20 protein-coding genes are annotated in these 16805 nt (G+C 36.4%); 12 read left to right on the forward strand and 8 right to left on the reverse strand.

Annotated elements, in window-relative coordinates:
* Nucleotides 1-2: 2 nt before the first annotated feature.
* The 6 genes from gntX to glpD all read left to right on the forward strand — a co-directional run bounded on the left by gntX (nucleotide 3) and on the right by glpD (nucleotide 5146).
* A complete protein-coding gene (gntX, locus tag WH390_RS08815; RefSeq protein ID WP_032115818.1) occupies nucleotides 3-686 on the forward strand; it encodes a DNA utilization protein GntX in 684 nt (227 codons plus the stop codon).
* A gap of 58 nt (nucleotides 687-744) precedes the next feature.
* Nucleotides 745-1323, forward strand: a complete 579-nt coding sequence (gene nfuA, locus WH390_RS08820) for a Fe-S biogenesis protein NfuA (RefSeq protein WP_032115817.1) — start codon at nucleotides 745-747, stop codon at nucleotides 1321-1323.
* Between the two features lie 94 nt (nucleotides 1324-1417).
* Nucleotides 1418-1744 carry a thiosulfate sulfurtransferase GlpE gene (gene glpE, locus WH390_RS08825; protein WP_032115816.1) on the forward strand — a complete coding sequence of 109 codons (327 nt, stop codon included), beginning with the start codon at nucleotides 1418-1420 and terminating at the stop codon, nucleotides 1742-1744.
* A 15-nt stretch (nucleotides 1745-1759) separates the two neighbouring features.
* Nucleotides 1760-2614 carry a rhomboid family intramembrane serine protease GlpG gene (gene glpG, locus WH390_RS08830; RefSeq protein WP_032115815.1) on the forward strand — a complete coding sequence of 285 codons (855 nt, stop codon included), beginning with the start codon at nucleotides 1760-1762 and terminating at the stop codon, nucleotides 2612-2614.
* Between the two features lie 17 nt (nucleotides 2615-2631).
* The gene (locus WH390_RS08835) at nucleotides 2632-3390 is read left to right on the forward strand and encodes a DeoR/GlpR family transcriptional regulator (protein WP_032115814.1); all 759 of its coding nucleotides are present in this window, start codon (nucleotides 2632-2634) and stop codon (nucleotides 3388-3390) included.
* 259 nt (nucleotides 3391-3649) lie between these two features.
* Nucleotides 3650-5146, forward strand: coding sequence for a glycerol-3-phosphate dehydrogenase (gene glpD, locus WH390_RS08840; RefSeq protein WP_032115813.1), 1497 nt, complete (start codon nucleotides 3650-3652; stop codon nucleotides 5144-5146).
* 70 nt (nucleotides 5147-5216) lie between these two features.
* On the opposite strand, the gene pfkA is transcribed toward glpD, so the two are convergent.
* Entirely contained in the window at nucleotides 5217-6194 is a 978-nt protein-coding gene (gene pfkA / locus WH390_RS08845) for a 6-phosphofructokinase (protein ID WP_032115812.1), read from the reverse strand.
* A 643-nt stretch (nucleotides 6195-6837) separates the two neighbouring features.
* Here pfkA and WH390_RS08850 point away from each other — a divergent pair.
* On the forward strand, nucleotides 6838-7500 hold the full coding sequence (locus WH390_RS08850; protein WP_032115811.1) for an acyl-homoserine-lactone synthase: 663 nt from the start codon (nucleotides 6838-6840) through the stop codon (nucleotides 7498-7500).
* Here the strand turns inward: WH390_RS08850 and WH390_RS08855 are convergent.
* The 4 genes from WH390_RS08855 to WH390_RS08870 form a co-directional block, all read right to left on the reverse strand.
* Nucleotides 7471-8208 (reverse strand): LuxR family transcriptional regulator, encoded by a 738-nt coding sequence (locus tag WH390_RS08855; protein WP_032115853.1) that lies wholly within the window; start codon nucleotides 8206-8208, stop codon nucleotides 7471-7473. The two genes, WH390_RS08850 and WH390_RS08855, sit on opposite strands and share 30 nt — an antisense overlap.
* An 822-nt stretch (nucleotides 8209-9030) precedes the next feature.
* Nucleotides 9031-9423, reverse strand: a complete 393-nt coding sequence (locus WH390_RS08860; RefSeq protein WP_032115810.1) for a type II toxin-antitoxin system death-on-curing family toxin — start codon at nucleotides 9421-9423, stop codon at nucleotides 9031-9033.
* Nucleotides 9420-9641 (reverse strand): type II toxin-antitoxin system Phd/YefM family antitoxin, encoded by a 222-nt coding sequence (locus WH390_RS08865; protein WP_032115809.1) that lies wholly within the window; start codon nucleotides 9639-9641, stop codon nucleotides 9420-9422. Before WH390_RS08865 ends, WH390_RS08860 begins: the two co-directional genes overlap by 4 nt.
* Before the next feature lie 411 nt (nucleotides 9642-10052).
* Complete coding sequence (locus WH390_RS08870) at nucleotides 10053-10916, reverse strand: YicC/YloC family endoribonuclease (protein WP_032115808.1); 864 nt, start codon at nucleotides 10914-10916, stop codon at nucleotides 10053-10055.
* A gap of 118 nt (nucleotides 10917-11034) precedes the next feature.
* On the opposite strand from WH390_RS08870, the gene rph reads away from it, so the two are divergent.
* Together rph and pyrE are read left to right on the forward strand one after the other, a co-directional pair.
* Nucleotides 11035-11751: a ribonuclease PH gene (rph, locus tag WH390_RS08875; RefSeq protein ID WP_032115807.1), complete on the forward strand. Its 717-nt coding sequence runs from the start codon at nucleotides 11035-11037 to the stop codon at nucleotides 11749-11751.
* Between the two features lie 73 nt (nucleotides 11752-11824).
* Nucleotides 11825-12475 (forward strand): orotate phosphoribosyltransferase, encoded by a 651-nt coding sequence (gene pyrE, locus WH390_RS08880; protein ID WP_032115806.1) that lies wholly within the window; start codon nucleotides 11825-11827, stop codon nucleotides 12473-12475.
* Nucleotides 12476-12561: 86 nt separating this feature from the next.
* On the opposite strand, the gene slmA is transcribed toward pyrE, so the two are convergent.
* From slmA to coaBC, 3 genes are all read right to left on the reverse strand, one after another.
* A complete protein-coding gene (gene slmA / locus WH390_RS08885; protein WP_032115805.1) occupies nucleotides 12562-13161 on the reverse strand; it encodes a nucleoid occlusion factor SlmA in 600 nt (199 codons plus the stop codon).
* A gap of 114 nt (nucleotides 13162-13275) precedes the next feature.
* On the reverse strand, nucleotides 13276-13734 hold the full coding sequence (dut, locus tag WH390_RS08890) for a dUTP diphosphatase (RefSeq protein WP_032115804.1): 459 nt from the start codon (nucleotides 13732-13734) through the stop codon (nucleotides 13276-13278).
* Nucleotides 13712-14926, reverse strand: a complete 1215-nt coding sequence (gene coaBC / locus WH390_RS08895; RefSeq protein ID WP_032115803.1) for a bifunctional phosphopantothenoylcysteine decarboxylase/phosphopantothenate--cysteine ligase CoaBC — start codon at nucleotides 14924-14926, stop codon at nucleotides 13712-13714. Before coaBC ends, dut begins: the two co-directional genes overlap by 23 nt.
* Nucleotides 14927-15119: 193 nt before the next feature.
* Between coaBC and radC the strand changes: the two genes are divergently transcribed.
* From radC to rpmG, 3 genes are all read left to right on the forward strand, one after another.
* Entirely contained in the window at nucleotides 15120-15788 is a 669-nt protein-coding gene (radC, locus tag WH390_RS08900; protein WP_032115802.1) for a DNA repair protein RadC, read from the forward strand.
* Nucleotides 15789-16033: 245 nt separating this feature from the next.
* The gene (rpmB, locus tag WH390_RS08905; protein ID WP_032115801.1) at nucleotides 16034-16270 is read left to right on the forward strand and encodes a 50S ribosomal protein L28; all 237 of its coding nucleotides are present in this window, start codon (nucleotides 16034-16036) and stop codon (nucleotides 16268-16270) included.
* An 11-nt stretch (nucleotides 16271-16281) separates the two neighbouring features.
* Entirely contained in the window at nucleotides 16282-16449 is a 168-nt protein-coding gene (gene rpmG / locus WH390_RS08910; RefSeq protein WP_026821921.1) for a 50S ribosomal protein L33, read from the forward strand.
* Nucleotides 16450-16805 lie beyond the last annotated feature (356 nt).

The raw sequence follows: 16805 nt of genomic DNA on the forward strand, positions 1-16805 counted from the left end.
TTATGTTAACAATGGCTGGGTATTGTTGGCTATGCCACCAAACACTAAAATATCGCTTTCATGGCATTTGTCACTACTGTTTAAAACATTTGCCTTATCTAAAACGAGTTTGTCATCGCTGTGCTTTACCCGTTGAACAATTCACCCTTGCTTGCGGTCGCTGCTTACAAACTCCACCCTATTGGCACAATCTTGTCGCCATTACTCCTTATATACCACCATTAAGCAAGCTAATACAGCAGTACAAATATGAAAAGATAACGCAAATCGCCTTTATCCTTGCACGCTTATTTCTACTCTATTGGCAACAAGGATATCGCCAACAACGCTGGCGTAAACCAGATATCATAATAGCGATCCCACTGCATCATGGTAAACATTGGCAACGTGGATTTAATCAAGCCAGTTTAATAGCAACTCAATTAGCTTATTGGTTAGGATGCCAATTTCAAACTAATTCAATTATTCGCACTCGTGCTACACTACCGCAAACTCAACTTTCTGCTAAAAAACGTACCCAAAATCTTAGTAAAGCTTTTAGGGTAAAAAAATCGTTTCAAGATTGCCATATTGCCGTATTTGACGATGTCATTACAACAGGAACAACAATGAATGAAGTTGCTAAGTTGCTGATTAGTGCTGGAGCAAACTCAGTTCAAGCCTGGGCAATATGCAGAACCTTGTAGAAAGTAAGGAAAAGAGCGTATGATAAACATACTAAAATGATAAACTTGAGCATCGATTATGATTAATATTACTGAAGCAGCACAAGCTCATTTTGCCAAACTATTGGCAAATCAAGAACCTGGTACACAAATTCGCGTATTTGTCATCAATCCTGGCACACCTTCTGCAGAATGTGGGGTCTCTTATTGTCCTCCTGATGCTATCGAAGCGACGGATATTGAACTTAAATTTGATAAACTTTCAGCTTATATTGATGAAATTAGCGCACCTTTTCTGCAAGAGGCCGAAATCGATTTCGTAACGGATCAATTAGGCTCTCAACTTACCCTAAAAGCGCCTAATGCTAAAATGCGAAAAGTGGCTGACGATGCTCCATTGATTGAACGAGTTGAATATGTTATTCAATCACAAATTAACCCACAATTAGCAGGCCATGGAGGACGGGTTTCATTGATGGAAATCACTGACGATGGATATGCAATTCTACAATTCGGTGGAGGATGTAATGGCTGTTCAATGGTCGATATTACCTTAAAAGAAGGTATTGAAAAACAGTTGCTAAATATGTTCCCAGACGAATTAAAAGGAGTAAAAGATTTAACCGAACATCAGCGTGGTGATCACTCTTATTATTAAAATAATTACTCATTTTTGCCAATGATGGATACTCTTTAAAAGTACAGAGAGTATCTTGTTTTTCCGAATGTAAAATAATATTGTGCAGATTACTATGGATAATTTTCAATTAATTACAGTTGAACAAGCCTATAAACTTTGGCAAACAGGTGACATCATCATGGTCGACATTCGTGACCTACAAAGTTTTTATTCAGCGCATATTAAAGGCGCTTACCATCTCACGAATGAGACCTTAAATAACTTTATTAAGCAAACAGACTTTGACTCGCCGGTAATGATAATGTGTTACCATGGCCATAGTAGCCAAGGCGCAGCACAATATTTAGTTAATATGGGCTTCGAAACTGTTTATAGCATAAACGGTGGTTTTGAAGCATGGTTGAGAGAATACCCACACACCATCAACTCACTCTCGTAAGCGATATAACTGGTTATGATCCATTTAATTTCTATAGCAAATCCTAGATTAGCACAAGCATTTATTGATTATATGGCGATGCAAAACATTGTTATCGAAATGCGCGCAGAACCACAGGGAAAATTTTTTGATCTCTGGCTACATGATGAAAATAAGCTCGATCAAGTGCAGCAAGAACTGAAGCTGTTTATGCAAGATCCTCTTAATTCACGTTATCAGGCAGCAAGTTGGCAAACGGGACATATTGATAAAAAATTTGGCTACCGTAATTATCTCACTGTTGATTATTTAAAAAAACAATCTGGGCCACTAACCATCATCGTTTTCTTTTTAGCTATTTTTATTTATATTTGGATGTTAATTTCCGGTCATGACGCCGTAATGGCTTATCTTGCTTGGCCATCAAGTACTCAGTACACGGAAATCTGGCGAATATTCACCCCCGCCCTACTTCACTTTTCGTTGATGCACATTTTATTTAATTTAATGTGGTGGTGGTATTTAGGTAGTCAGGTAGAACGCCAATTGGGTACAGGTAAACTATTTGTCATTGCTATTGTATCAGCTCTTTTTAGTAATTGGGGGCAATCGCTCTTTAGTGGCTCTGCTTTTGGTGGTCTTTCCGGCGTAGTTTTTTCGCTGATTGGCTACGTTTGGTTAACCGGTGAACGTCACCCAGAAAAAGGTATTTCTATTCCAAGAGGGTTAATGATATTTGCTGTTTTATGGTTATTTCTTGGTTACTTTGATATTTTTGGCATGAAAATAGCTAACACGGCACACACTGCCGGGTTAATTATCGGTTTATTAATGGGATTATGGGATAATAGACATAAACCAAATAATACCAAACATGACCAATACATATAGTGATACTTGAGGTTTTTGTGAAGCAAACTCAACGCCATGATACTATTATCGAACTTGCCCGTATTCAAGGCTATGTAAGTACTGAAAAGTTAGTTGAATATTTCAATGTCAGCCCACAAACTATCCGTCGTGATCTCAATGAACTGGCGGAAAAAAATAAAATTCAGCGCCATCACGGAGGTGCCGCGCTTCCTTCAAGTTCTGTTAATACTGCTTACCACGATCGCAAGATGATGTGGTCGAGCGAAAAAGAACGGATTGCTCAACATGTTGCGCGCCAAATCCCCAATGGAGCGACACTATTTATTGATATCGGTACTACACCAGAAGCTGTCGCCTATGCTTTGCTGGATCATAAAAATTTAAGGATCGTCACTAATAATCTTAATGTTGCAACCCTACTTATGGCAAAAGAGGATTTTCGTCTGATCTTAGCAGGAGGAGAAGTTCGCAGCCGTGATGGAGGAATTGTTGGTGAGGCAACCTTAGATTTTATAACTCAATTCCGTCTAGACTATGGTATTTTAGGCATTAGTGGTATCGATGGAGATGGTTCATTACTCGAATTCGACTACCATGAAGTACGAACAAAAAAAGCGATTATTGAAAATTCTCGTTGCGTTATGCTGGTTACTGATCACTCAAAATTTGGTCGCAATGCAATGGTTAACCTAGGTAGTATGGAGATGATTGATTATCTTTTTACTGACAAAGCACCTCCTGCAAACATCCACAAAATGATTGAGCATCATAATGTAACACTTGAAATATGCTAATGCTCACTTGTCGCAGGAGATTTTCTTATTTCCTGCTCTATTCTGTGGCTATACTTCTTAATAAGCTAATATTCTCTCCAGATTAATACTCATTTTCTTAATTAGTTTGCTATTTTTTCTCTATTTTTCCAATAAATGATAAATAGCTTCAATTTAATGGTTTTTCTTCACTTAATAATAGTTGGCTTTAGAATCTAATTTGATTAAAATTGTGAGCGAAAACGAACATATTTGAGCAATCTCGAACATTGGGGGACGCATGAAAACAAAAGATTTAATTGTGCTAGGTGGTGGTATAAATGGTGCAGGTATTGCCGCTGATGCTGCTGGTCGAGGATTATCAGTATTACTATTAGAAGCTCAAGATCTTGCTAGCGCAACTTCTTCTGCTAGTTCCAAACTAATCCATGGCGGATTACGCTATTTAGAACATTATGAATTTCGTTTAGTTAGTGAAGCGCTTGCCGAACGTGAAGTTTTGCTTAAGCTCGCTCCTCATATCGCTTTCCCTATGCGTTTTCGCCTACCTCATCAACCTCATCTTCGTCCTGCTTGGATGATACGTGCTGGCCTTTTCCTTTATGATCACCTAGGTAAACGTACCAGTCTACCCGGAAGTAAAGGACTAAAATTTGGTAAAAACTCTGTCTTAAAATCAGAATTGACAAAAGGTTTTGAATATTCAGATTGTTGGGTAGATGATGCACGCTTAGTTGTCCTCAATGCACAAGAAATTCTCAGACATAAAGGTGAAGTTCGAACTCGCACTAAAGCGACGAAAGCCTGGCGTGAGAATGGGCTGTGGGTCGTAGAAGCAGAAGACTTACGTACGGGCAAAAAAGAAACTTGGCAAGCAAAAGGATTAGTAAACGCAACAGGACCTTGGGTTAAATCTTTCTTTGATGAAGGGTTACAATTAAAATCTCCCTACGGTATCCGGCTAATTAAAGGTAGCCATATTGTTGTACCTCGTGTACACGATGGCTCACAAGCTTATATTTTACAAAATGAAGATCATCGTATTGTCTTTGTTATACCTTGGATGGACGAGTTTTCCATTATCGGTACTACCGATGTCGAATATCAAGGTGATCCAAAAGATGTTCACATAGATAATAATGAAATCAATTATTTATTAAAAGTTTATAACGATCATTTCAAAAAACAGCTAACACAGCAAGATATTGTCTGGACTTACTCTGGGGTACGTCCATTATGTGATGATGAATCTGATTCACCTCAAGCTATTACACGTGATTACACCCTCGACATCCATGATGAACAAGGAAAAGCACCTTTACTATCTGTTTTCGGCGGTAAATTAACCACCTATCGTAAACTTGCAGAACATGCGATAGATAAATTAGCTCATTACTATCCTAATGCCGGTAAAGCGTGGACTAAAGAAGCAACGCTACCTGGTGGTGATATCGAAGGCTGTGATCGTGACGGTTATGCCCAACTATTACGTAAACGCTACCCATGGTTACCAGAAGGCATTGCATTGCGATATGCCCGCACTTACGGTAGTAATAGCAATTTGATCTTAAAACAAGCACAATCGTTATCAGATCTAGGTGAAGCTTTTGGCCACAATTTATACGAAGCTGAATTACGTTATTTAGTCGAAAATGAATGGGTTACAGAGTTAGATGATGTCATCTGGCGCAGAACCAAATTAGGTATGTGGCTCAATGATGATGAGAAACAACGAATAACGCAATGGTTGACTAAAAATACAACCATCACGCAATAAAACCATATAAGCCTCATAAATTTATGAGGCTTATATCGAAACTTTATCAGCTACAACCCGCTCAAACCAGTTAATAAAGTTTCTTCGCCGTATCTAACCAATCCTGCTTAAACTTACGTTGCATATTTTCAACTGCATCAATAATATCATGATGAACCAGTTTATCATTTTGAATACCAACACAGCGCCCACCATACCCCTGTAAAAGTAACTGAATAGAGTAAGCACCCATACGGGATGCCAGAACTCGATCACTCGCAACTGGGCTACCACCTCGCTGAATATGGCCTAAAACCGTTGCTCGTGTCTCATGCCCCGTTGCTTTTTCAATATATTTTGCCAATTCATTAACATCATAAATATGTTCAGTAATGGCAACAATTGCATGACGTTTACCTCTTGCTAAGCCAGATTTAATTTCTGTCAGTAACTCTTCCTTATCAAAAGGTATTTCGGGCAATACCACAAACTCACAGCCGCCAGCAATAGCCGCGGATAAAGTCAAATCACCACAATGACGCCCCATTATTTCAACAATCGAAATACGTTTATGGGAAGTTGAGGTATCACGTAAACGATCAATTGCCTCAACAATAGTATCCAAAGCGGTAAAATAACCAATCGTATAATCAGTACCGGCAACATCATTATCAATAGTTCCAGGTACACCTATACAAGGGAAGCCCGCTTCAGTGATCTTCTTTGCGCCACGATAAGAGCCATCTCCACCGATGACAACCAAGGCATCAATATTATGTTTTTTCATATTCTCAATAGCTTGGGTTCTTACCTTCTCACTATCACGAAATTCAGGAAAACGGGCAGAGCCTAAGAAAGTACCGCCGCGATTAATAATATCAGAAACACTAAAACGGTTGAGTTTTTTTATTCGATTTTCATAAAGTCCCATATAGCCGTCATAGATACCATAAACTTCTAAATCTTCAGAAAGTCCCATGCGCACAACACTACGAATAGCGGCATTCATTCCTGGCGCATCACCACCACTGGTTAAAACGCCAACTTTTTTTATTCCTTTTTTGTTCATGGTGACCTCTGATTTAATATATTACCATAAGTATAAAAACCATAATTTCATTCATTTCGCTTATGGCTATAACTGGCTGAATTGATTGGGCTTACTACATTATACGATAAAACTTTTACCGAATGCTTAAATTATTAACTTTCTTTGATAAAGGTAAAATTTAGTATAAATATTGCAAATGCTATCATTAGAATAATTAAATAAAAAAATGATTAATCATTATGTTAATAAATTATATATTTAGCGGATAATTCAGTTATCTTAATAGATAGTTTAATTTTTTTTATACTATAAATATATAGATTACTTTTCTTAAACCAGCGCTATCAATAAAACGCTTTTTATGTCTTTTTAATATAGCTAACTTTATCTATAAAAACTTTTAACTTTTAATTAAAAACTGTCCGATTAATTTACACCTCCGATTTGCACTTCCCATAAAATATTCCTTATAAGTCAGTTAGTTCCATCGAAAAACGCATATATAAACTTAACACCACTAGTGTACAAAAAATTACAGAGAAGGCAAAATATAATAGGCATTATTACCGATAGTGGAAATCGAAAAATAGTATCGCTAGATAGAAATATTTTAGTAATTTTAAATATAGGATCTGCGAGTAAATGAAATAATGGAGAAAAAATGTTAGAAATATTCGATGTGAACTACAACCTTTTGACTGAAAAAAAATCAAAAGAATTATTTACGCTAAGAAAAGAAACATTTAAAGATCGCCTTAACTGGGCAGTTAATTGTATTAATGGCATGGAGTTTGATGAATATGATAATGACAAAGCTAACTATCTATTTGGCGTAAGAAGTAACACCATCATCTGTAGTGTTAGATTTATTGAAATGCAATTTCCTAATATGATCACAGGCACATTTGCCCCTTTTTTCAAGCATCTCAATCTCCCTAAAGGAAACTATATTGAATCAAGCCGCTTTTTCGTGGCCAAAGACCGAACAAAAGAACTAAATTGCGACAAACATCCTGTCTTTTTTATACTATGTCTAGCAATGATTAATTATGCGCAAAAAGGCGATTATGATGGGATTCTTACTATTATCAGCCATGGTATGTTAAAAGTAGTAGAGCGATCCGGTTGGGAGGTTTCAATCATCGAACAAGGTTTATCAGAGAAAAATGAAAAAGTTTATCTACTGCTTTTACCTATAGATTCTAAAAATCAAAATAAACTAATTGGAAAAATAAGGAGCCATTATGACAGACTTGTTAATAATAATTTAAAAAAATGGCCATTGATATATCCGTCATTCGGAGATAGGCTTAATGAGTTGTAATTCGACACCGAGCCTTATTGCATGCTTAGCATTCATAACGCCTAATTTTTTCACAACACTGCCAATATGAAATTTTACTGTACCCAATTTTATACCTAGTATGGTTGCAATTTCCGCGTAAGTTTTTCCCATACTAGCCCAATATAAAATTTCATTTTCGCGGGGTGAAAAACAATCTTTTCCACTTGCTGGGTTCTGATAGTTTCGTCTAATCATCTCTCGATACAGAGAGGTGATTTTTTCATGAACATCAAGAAGAAGCATATGCAAATCATTTTTATGATCTTTTATCCTTTTTTCTATTTCCACAACTTCCGAACTGATCATGACAATTGATAACATAGCAAGGCGATTATTATAATCGTGTAATACAAAAGTATAGCCATTTACAACATTATAATCTTTTGAAATATTAAAAATTTTGGAGAAATCAACATTAGAATTAACAGACAAACTTTCGTCCCACTCAAAAGGAGAAACTCTATTAAGAGCAAAGATAACAACGGGATCTATTTGTTGATAATTCCTTTCCTTATATATCTCAACCCACTTATCTAGATAATTTGTTATCACAAACATTTCCGCTGGATTTCTTTTATTTAAGATTATATATGCATACCTAAATTTCCCAAAAACAGCTAATTCTTTATCTAAGTAGTTTTTTATTACATTATTTATCGTATCATTATCAAAAAACGCCTTTGACATCCAGTAATTCCCCCCAAAATACATAATAACCTCCGTGTCAGGACAAAAGTATAGTACAAAACTAGACTTAAGTCTAACTACAATCGAAGCATAAAAAAGGGTAAAGTCACTATTAGATTTATATAAAAACAATAAAAAAACCTGACCTCATGTAAGGTCAGGCTGCCAAGTTGGCCAACACCAGGGAAATTTATTTCTCAATATCATAAAGCCATATAGTCAGCAGAAGCAAGATGTCTCTGCTGGCTTTATAGCTTTTTTTAATCATAATTTGCCACTAACAACTCAATTTTTCTTCGCGAGACTTTAATTTTTACTTATATATCAATATATTAACCTTAACAAAGAAATAAACTTTTGCTTACAAATTTATTTATAATTAAATCAATATATCGACTAATTAGCCATATTTCATTCTAAAAATCAGTTTAATCTATATCTCAATTGCTCTATAAATTTCATTTAGTTATATATCGAACATCCTACATATTAAAATTATCTAAGAATTTTACGATATAAAAACATTATGAATGGTTTATTCTTTATGAAAATAAATGTGCTAAATAAACAATATTTTTTCGATAGATGCTTATCATGATTGAATTTTTCAATATTCTGTCACTAATTAACAATATCTTTTTAAAAAAACAACACCATAGCAATACAAGTGCGTTATTTAGCCACGCTAACAATTTTAAAAAACACCTTAACTTAATAAACTAGTATGATTTTGAGTACTGAATAGTGGCTTACTACTAATATTATTTGATTATATTTTTACTAAACTAGTTTTTGATTAATTACATGAAAAACAATGACTATTCAACCAATTGGCTCGATACGATTTACTAACTCACGTAACTGTTGCGCTAACTGATCAACAGTTTTTTCTCCGGTAGCAGCTTCTACCGTTAAATTTTCCAAAGTATTGTCGTTATCTCGGATATTGATACCGTTGCAGTAGAGGAAAGTCATGGTCACAAAAAACGCGGTACGCTCATTGCCATCATTAAAAATGTGACCTCTGGCGATAGCAACCCAGTAAGTGGCAGCCAACTCAAAAATATCCGTAACACCGTCATAATGTGCACGATTTTGCACCCGGTAAATAAGAGCTTCCGCTCTGCTAGGATCCGGCATACCAGCAACGCCGGCAAGCCATTGCAATATACGGTCATGAAAAGCAATAACTTCCTGTGCGCTGACCCATATCATCGGTTTGTCAATGCCTCTATAGTATGCCCATAGCGCTGTATAATCACATCAAACTCCGCATCCAGCTTAGCGTTCTGATATGCCTCGAATTCAGCCTTGCTGATAACTACTGCTGAACTTCCATCCCTGCGGGTGATTTCAACGGGTTCACCATGAGTGGCAGCATCCAGCACTTCTGAGATATTGGCGCGGGCTTGAGTGGAAGTGTATGTACGCATGATATGTCTCCTAAAGTGTACATTTAAATTGTACGTCGAACATCTGTATAAAAGAAATGAGTGATGGGGCCATTAGACATTGAAATTGACGTATATAATACTTGTTTATTTTTTTATTAGCTTGGAAAATAAAATATAGCTCACTACCGTCTGAGCATCTTACAAAGAGTTCTCCACTTCATATCCATGTTCTTTTTTATATGTCGTTAAGTTTTCCCATATTTTATCGATTTTATTGAAGGTGTCCTTAAATTAGTGTACTTAAAACCAACTAAGTACCCTTTTAAGTACACCAATAATGTGCGCTTTAGTGATATCATATGAAACTTGTTGAATTAAAAAAGCCAGTATTCGCACTGGCTTATTGGTATTAGTTGCAAGTTATGATATTTAGTGAATTTACTTGCGAATCTACTCGATGTTTTGAATCTGCTCACGCATTTGTTCTATTAATACTTTTAATTCAACAGCAGAATTAGTCACTTGGCTATTAATAGACTTTGAGGCCAAGGTATTTGCTTCACGATTAAACTCCTGCATCATAAAATCTAACCGACGGCCGACAGCTTCTTGTTTTTTAAGAATATTACGTGTTTCTTTGACATGAGCATCCAGCCTATCAAGCTCTTCTGCAACATCAATACGTTGCGCTAATATGATAAGCTCTTGTTCTAATCGATTATTATCTATCTGAATTTCTGCCTCCTCTAATTTTGTTTGTAAGCGCTCACGCTGCCATTTTAAAATTTCAGGCATTTGACGACGAACCGCTTGAATTTCCTGACAAACAGCATCTAGCCGTTGCTCAATCATTATTTTTAGCATCTTGCCTTCGCTTTCCCGATTGAGAATAAAATCATCTAAAGCAAGTTCTAATTCTTTAAGCAAATGCGTACAAATAACATCCAAATTCTGTTCTTGAGCCGACATAACACCAGGCCAGCGAAGAATTTCTAACGGATTAATTTCTCCTTCACCACTACTCTTTTTTACCCAGTTAGCAGTTCTAATCAATTGGTTAGCTAACTCTTCATTCAGTACTAATTCACTCTGTTGATGTGAACTAAGTTCAAAACGTAAACTACACTCTACTTTCCCTCGGGTTAATCTGGCACGTAGACGCTCACGAATAACAGGTTCCAGACTTCTAAATTGTTCCGGCAAGCGAATATAAGTTTCAAGATAACGTTGATTAACGGAACGCAGCTCCCAAGCCGCATTTCCCCATTCACTTTTTATATCTCGTCGTGCGAAAGCGGTCATACTATGGATCATATTTCGTTCCTATAAATAAAAATTAAATTATAACCTTGAGTGAAACCATAGGATAGGCATTCAATGTCGAAGAACGTATAATGCGCCACCAACATTATTTAACTACGGAGATAACACCATGCGTCCAGAGAATAGAGAAGCTAATCAGGTGCGCCCTATAAAAATTACCCGCCAATATACTAAACATGCCGAAGGCTCTGTTCTAATTGAATTTGGTGATACCAAAGTATTATGTAACGCCACAATCGAAGAAGGCGTTCCCCGCTTTTTAAAAGGCCAATCACAAGGTTGGATAACAGCGGAATACGGTATGCTACCACGGGCAACAAATTCTCGTAATATACGCGAAGCAGCAAAAGGCAAACAAACGGGTCGCACCATGGAGATACAACGCCTTATTGCCCGTTCTCTGCGTGCCGCCGTTGATTTAAAGCAATTAGGTGAATATACCATTACACTAGATTGTGATGTTATTCAAGCTGATGGAGGGACTCGTACCGCTGCAATTTCTGGTTCCTGTGTCGCTTTGACTGACGCATTAAATAAAATGGTCACAGAAGGAAAATTGAAAAAAAGCCCACTTAAATCGATGGTTGCTGCGGTTTCTGTCGGCATAGTGGATGGCAAACCTATTTGTGATCTAGAATATATTGAAGACTCTGCCGCAGAAACAGATATGAATGTTGTCATGATGGATAATGGTAAAATGATCGAAATTCAAGGTACTGCCGAAGGTGAGCCATTTAGTCATGAAGAGCTGCTATCACTGCTTTCTTTAGCAAAAAATGGTTTACAAATTATTTTTACCGCCCAAAAAGATGCATTAGAACAATAAATTTTAATCATCTGTTTAACGGTCTTTTTATAGCGATTAATTAAAGTGAGAATAAATTAAAGAGGAAAATTTAATGAAAGGTTATCAGCGCGAATTTATTAAACTCGCCATGAAAAAAAAAGCATTGGAATTTGGTGAATTTACGTTGAAATCTGGTCGTAAGAGCCCCTATTTTTTCAATGCTGGCCTCTTTAATACAGGAAAAGATTTAGCTGCACTCGGTCATTTTTATGCCCAAGCGTTTATGGATCATAATCCTACTTGTGACATTATTTTTGGTCCGGCCTATAAAGGTATCCCGATCGTAACAACCATGGTAGTTGCACTATCTGAGCATTATCACTTCGATAAGCCTTACTGTTTTAATCGTAAAGAAGTTAAAAAACATGGGGAAGGTGGGGAATTAGTCGGTAGCCCATTAAAAGGAAACGTTGTGATCGTTGACGACGTTATTACAGCAGGAACTGCAATCAAAGAATCTGCAGAAATAATTAAGCGATATAAAGCTAAACTTAGTGCTGTTATATTAAGTCTAGATCGTCAGGAGAAAGGTGAAAAGAATCTATCCGCCGTCCAAGAAATCGAAAAAAAATTCAAATGCAAGGTATTTTCTATTATCACTTTGAATGATTTAATTAATTATCTAAGTGAAAATCCGAATATGTCAACCCATTTAGCTACGATGAAAGCTTATCGTGAGAATTACGGTATTACTCCCTATTAACAAATAAAAAAATTAGCAATTTTATTAACCCACTAACATAAAAAAAACTCCGCCCAAATATCAGGCGGAGTGAGTAGTACAATTAATTATTGCAACTGCACCAAGATCATAGGCCAGCGTGCATCAAATTCTTTAGTTGGGCAATACCGAAATTCTGAACGTACAAAACGTGATAGCATCCCCTCACAAAACACTAATAATTGAGATGCTAATAAGCTCTCATCATAACTAAAACTTTGCTTATCACGTATTTTTCTTTCCTTTAAAACCTGTCTAAATTGCGCTTCGATACGTTCAAATAATTGTCTAATCCTATCTTGTAACTGAACTTGCTCAAACATCAACGCATGTGCCGTCATTATTCGTGTCAATCCAGGATTTTTCTCCGCAAAACCGAGTATCAACATTAAAATCAACCGAATACGCCTAATGGTATCTTTTTCATCTTGCAGAATCAGATTAATCCGTGAAATTAAAGAATTTTCAATAAATTCAATAAGACTATCAAACATTTTTCCCTTACTAGGGAAATGCCGATAAAGTGCTGCTTCAGATACGCCAACATGACTTGCCAACTTAGCTGTGGTAATGCGTTGACTACCATCACTCGTTTCCAACATTTGCGCAAGCACCTGCAAGATTTCCTCACGCCTGTTTTTCTTCTTTGTTATCTCTTTTCCTGCCATGGCGAAACAAGACCCCTGATAAAACAACAAAACAGACCACGCAATCCTTGCCTTTCATCATTTATAAAGCACAAAATTTAATAAATTTATAATATTTTATAAATAACAAGATTATTATTGACGACCTGAATGACCAAAACCACCGCTACCTCGTTTTGTCGTTTCAAAATCTTGTACCAGATCAAATTCAACTTGAACAATTGGTACAAAAACCATTTGTGCTATACGCTCACCAGGTTCAATAGTAAAACTTGTATCACCACGATTCCAGACTGAAACCTTCAATTCACCTTGATAATCAGAATCGATTAAACCGACTAAATTTCCTAATACAACACCATGTTTATGTCCTAAACCTGAACGAGGAAGAATGACTGCAGCTAATTGTTGATCTGCAATATGCACTGCTAATCCTGTAGGTAATAGCTCAGTTTGACCTGGTTCTAATTGAATAGCCTGATCTAAGCAAGCTCGTAGATCTAACCCAGCAGATCCTTCTGTCGCATAAGTTGGCAACGGAAATTTATTTCCTACACGAGGATCAAGAATTTTAATGTCTATTTTTTTCTTCATAACGTTGAAGTATCTCATCGAGTAAACGGTGACCAAGCTCTAATTTATGGCTATGTGGTAAATGTATCTCTTTATCTTCCCAAAATAAATTCAAGGCATTGCTTTCTGAATTAAACCCATGATCAGCTAATGAAACATCATTTGCACAAATAAGATCCAGATGTTTTTGGGTACGCTTATTACGGGCATATTCTTCCACATTTTGTGTCTCTGCTGCAAATCCAACGACATAAGGACGATTTTTAGTCAATTTACCAACACTTGCCACAATATCAGGATTTTTTACCAATGTCAGAGTAATTTCATCTGCCTGCTTTTTAATTTTTTCTTTTGTAAACTCTTTTGGTCGATAATCAGCAACTGCGGCACATCCAATAAAAATATCTTGTTTATCAATTATATTATGTACTTGACTATACATTTCCAACGCGCTGACAACATTAATACGTTTAACGCCTGCAGGTGTTGGTAAATTAACTGGACCGGTAATAAGTGTTACATTAGCCCCTCGTTTTGCAGCAGCTTGTGCTATCGCGAAACCCATTTTCCCTGAACTATGATTAGTCACAAAACGAACGGGATCAATTTCTTCTTGTGTTGGCCCCGCAGTAATTGCTAAATGCAGGTTTACCATATCTAGCTTATGCTGAAAACTATTCTTAACTAATTCAACAATAGCTAACGGCTCTAACATTCGACCAGGGCCAACATCACCACAAGCTTGACTACCTTCATCTGGGCCCCAAACTAAAACATGGCGTTCTTTAAGTATTGCAATATTTTGCTGAGTAATATTAGCGCGATACATTTGCTGATTCATTGCCAGTACGACAGCTATTGTTGCCTCTGAAGCTAAACAGACCGTTGTTAATAAATCATTCGCCATACCAACGGATAAACGAGCCAGCAAATCTGCAGTTGCAGGCGCTAAAATAATTAAATCTGCCCATTTAGCTAATTCAATATGACCCATTGCAGCTTCTGCGGCAGGATCCAATAAATCATCAGCAACTGGATAGCCCGAAACAGCCTGTAGCGTCAACGGTGTAATAAAAGATTTGGCGGCATTCGTCATTACCACACGTACAATTGCACCATGGTCACGCAAACGACGAACTAATTCTGGTGTTTTATAAGCAGCAATACCACCACTAATGCCAAGTACGATATGTTTACCTGTAAGTTCTGCCATCATATATATCCAAATTCAAATGATGAGTCTACTGATATTACCATAAGCTGAAGTTTAGGTGAGAATACCATCAATTTTTATCTATAAAAAAACTTTTTTGCAAAACGCTACGCAACTACGCTAGAAAATTTTGGCCCATATTTTGGCATGCTGTAACCTGTCAAAGCTACAAGGAAATAGACAGGAAAAACATATGGACGAAATAAATTATGCACTTCAACCTAGAGAAAAGCTTTTAGCTTATGGGGCATCATCATTAAGTGACCAAGAGCTTTTGGCCATTTTTCTTCGCACAGGATTGCCTGGATTTCCGGTTTTAATATTGGCTGAAAACTTATTAAAAGAATTTGGCTCGTTGCACAAACTATTATCTGCTGATTATCAACAATTTTCAGCGCACAAGGGATTAGGAATTTGTAAGTATTCACAATTACAAGCGATTGGTGAAGTCGCTAAACGATTCTTTACACAACAACTTATTAATCAAAGTATTATGAGAAGTCCTAAGCACTTGAAAAAATATCTTCTCGATTTTTATCTTGGACAGGATAGAGAAATTTTTATTGTATTATTCTTAAACAACCAAAATCAAATTATCTGCTATGAAGAAATGTTTAAAGGCACCATAAATCGCGTAGAAGTACATCCAAGAGAAATTTTAAGGCAGGCGGTTAAAGTAAATGCAGTATCCATTATTCTTGCACATAATCATCCTTCGGGTAACCCAGAGCCCAGTTTAGCGGATAAAATTGTCACCGAAAAAATTGCTAATGCTTGCCGTTTGATAGATATAAAATTGCTTGACCATTTTGTCGTCACTCATAAAAAATGCCTTTCATTTGTCGAACTTGGTCTACTCTAGTACCACATTTTGACTAATAAATAGCAACTTTATTAGTTCTGGGCTTGAGTGAAAGCGCTAGAGGGCGTATAATACTCCACCTTTTAGGATCTCGGGTTTGACAAGAAGAGCCTATCTCAGTGAGTTTTACTGAAGTTAAGTTATTTTTTATATTAAGAAAATTTGCTGAGATAGGCTTCCAAGTCTGACGAGGCAGTCATTCCCGATATAAAGCTCGAGCTGATTAGATTTTTGGAGAAATAGACATGTCACGAGTCTGTCAAGTTACTGGTAAGCGCCCGATGAGTGGTAACAAACGCTCACACGCAATGAATGCAACTAAACGCCGCTTTCTGCCAAACCTGCACTCTCACCGTTTCTGGGTTGAATCTGAGAAACGTTTCGTAAAGCTTCGTGTGTCAGCAAAAGGCATGCGTATAATCGATAAACAAGGGATCGACGCAGTTCTTGCTGAGCTTCGTACCCGTGGTGAGAAATACTAAGGAGCTAAAGAATGGCTAAAGGTATTCGCGATAAAATTAAACTGGTTTCTTCTGAAGGTACAGGTCACTTCTATACTACAACGAAGAACAAACGTACTATGCCTGAAAAATTGGAAATGAAAAAATTCGATCCAGTTGTTCGTAAGCATGTGATTTATAAAGAAGCTAAAATTAAATAACTTCTTAATAAAAAACCCAGCGCAAGCTGGGTTTTTTATATAGTATTTTGGATATATAAAACAAAGCCTTATATTATTCACATTTTTATTCATTCCATTCTTTTTACAACAAGATCTACGCCCTATTTGAAAAATTTATATCTCACTTTTAATATTCTTATTTATCATCAAGAAATAAATCGTTAATGGTTTAAAATACGCCATAAGTTATTATTACTGGCTATTGGTATGGTACCTAAGAAAAGTTGTCCAAAGATTCAATACTAAAAATATTAAGACATTTTAGCCTTGAGTTAATTAAACCAATTAAATTGGTCAGTCGCAATTTAAGTAAGTTTAAATTCTCAACTTTATCT

It is taken from the genome of Candidatus Arsenophonus nilaparvatae, from assembly GCF_045346035.1.
Lineage (GTDB): Bacteria > Pseudomonadota > Gammaproteobacteria > Enterobacterales > Enterobacteriaceae > Arsenophonus > Arsenophonus nilaparvatae.

What these genes read in the sequence shown, in the direction of transcription:
- gntX (WP_032115818.1), top strand. Translation starts at nt 3, where the DNA reads ATGTTAACAATGGCTGGGTATTGTTGGCTATGCCACCAAACACTAAAA.
- nfuA (WP_032115817.1), top strand. Translation starts at nt 745, where the DNA reads ATGATTAATATTACTGAAGCAGCACAAGCTCATTTTGCCAAACTATTG.
- glpE (WP_032115816.1), top strand. Translation starts at nt 1,418, where the DNA reads ATGGATAATTTTCAATTAATTACAGTTGAACAAGCCTATAAACTTTGG.
- glpG (WP_032115815.1), top strand. Translation starts at nt 1,760, where the DNA reads ATGATCCATTTAATTTCTATAGCAAATCCTAGATTAGCACAAGCATTT.
- glpD (WP_032115813.1), top strand. Translation starts at nt 3,650, where the DNA reads ATGAAAACAAAAGATTTAATTGTGCTAGGTGGTGGTATAAATGGTGCA.
- pfkA (WP_032115812.1), bottom strand. Translation starts at nt 6,194, where the DNA reads ATGAACAAAAAAGGAATAAAAAAAGTTGGCGTTTTAACCAGTGGTGGT.
- WH390_RS08850 (WP_032115811.1), top strand. Translation starts at nt 6,838, where the DNA reads ATGTTAGAAATATTCGATGTGAACTACAACCTTTTGACTGAAAAAAAA.
- WH390_RS08855 (WP_032115853.1), bottom strand. Translation starts at nt 8,208, where the DNA reads ATGTCAAAGGCGTTTTTTGATAATGATACGATAAATAATGTAATAAAA.
- WH390_RS08860 (WP_032115810.1), bottom strand. Translation starts at nt 9,423, where the DNA reads ATGATATGGGTCAGCGCACAGGAAGTTATTGCTTTTCATGACCGTATA.
- WH390_RS08865 (WP_032115809.1), bottom strand. Translation starts at nt 9,641, where the DNA reads ATGCGTACATACACTTCCACTCAAGCCCGCGCCAATATCTCAGAAGTG.
- WH390_RS08870 (WP_032115808.1), bottom strand. Translation starts at nt 10,916, where the DNA reads ATGATCCATAGTATGACCGCTTTCGCACGACGAGATATAAAAAGTGAA.
- rph (WP_032115807.1), top strand. Translation starts at nt 11,035, where the DNA reads ATGCGTCCAGAGAATAGAGAAGCTAATCAGGTGCGCCCTATAAAAATT.
- pyrE (WP_032115806.1), top strand. Translation starts at nt 11,825, where the DNA reads ATGAAAGGTTATCAGCGCGAATTTATTAAACTCGCCATGAAAAAAAAA.
- slmA (WP_032115805.1), bottom strand. Translation starts at nt 13,161, where the DNA reads ATGGCAGGAAAAGAGATAACAAAGAAGAAAAACAGGCGTGAGGAAATC.
- dut (WP_032115804.1), bottom strand. Translation starts at nt 13,734, where the DNA reads ATGAAGAAAAAAATAGACATTAAAATTCTTGATCCTCGTGTAGGAAAT.
- coaBC (WP_032115803.1), bottom strand. Translation starts at nt 14,926, where the DNA reads ATGGCAGAACTTACAGGTAAACATATCGTACTTGGCATTAGTGGTGGT.
- radC (WP_032115802.1), top strand. Translation starts at nt 15,120, where the DNA reads ATGGACGAAATAAATTATGCACTTCAACCTAGAGAAAAGCTTTTAGCT.
- rpmB (WP_032115801.1), top strand. Translation starts at nt 16,034, where the DNA reads ATGTCACGAGTCTGTCAAGTTACTGGTAAGCGCCCGATGAGTGGTAAC.
- rpmG (WP_026821921.1), top strand. Translation starts at nt 16,282, where the DNA reads ATGGCTAAAGGTATTCGCGATAAAATTAAACTGGTTTCTTCTGAAGGT.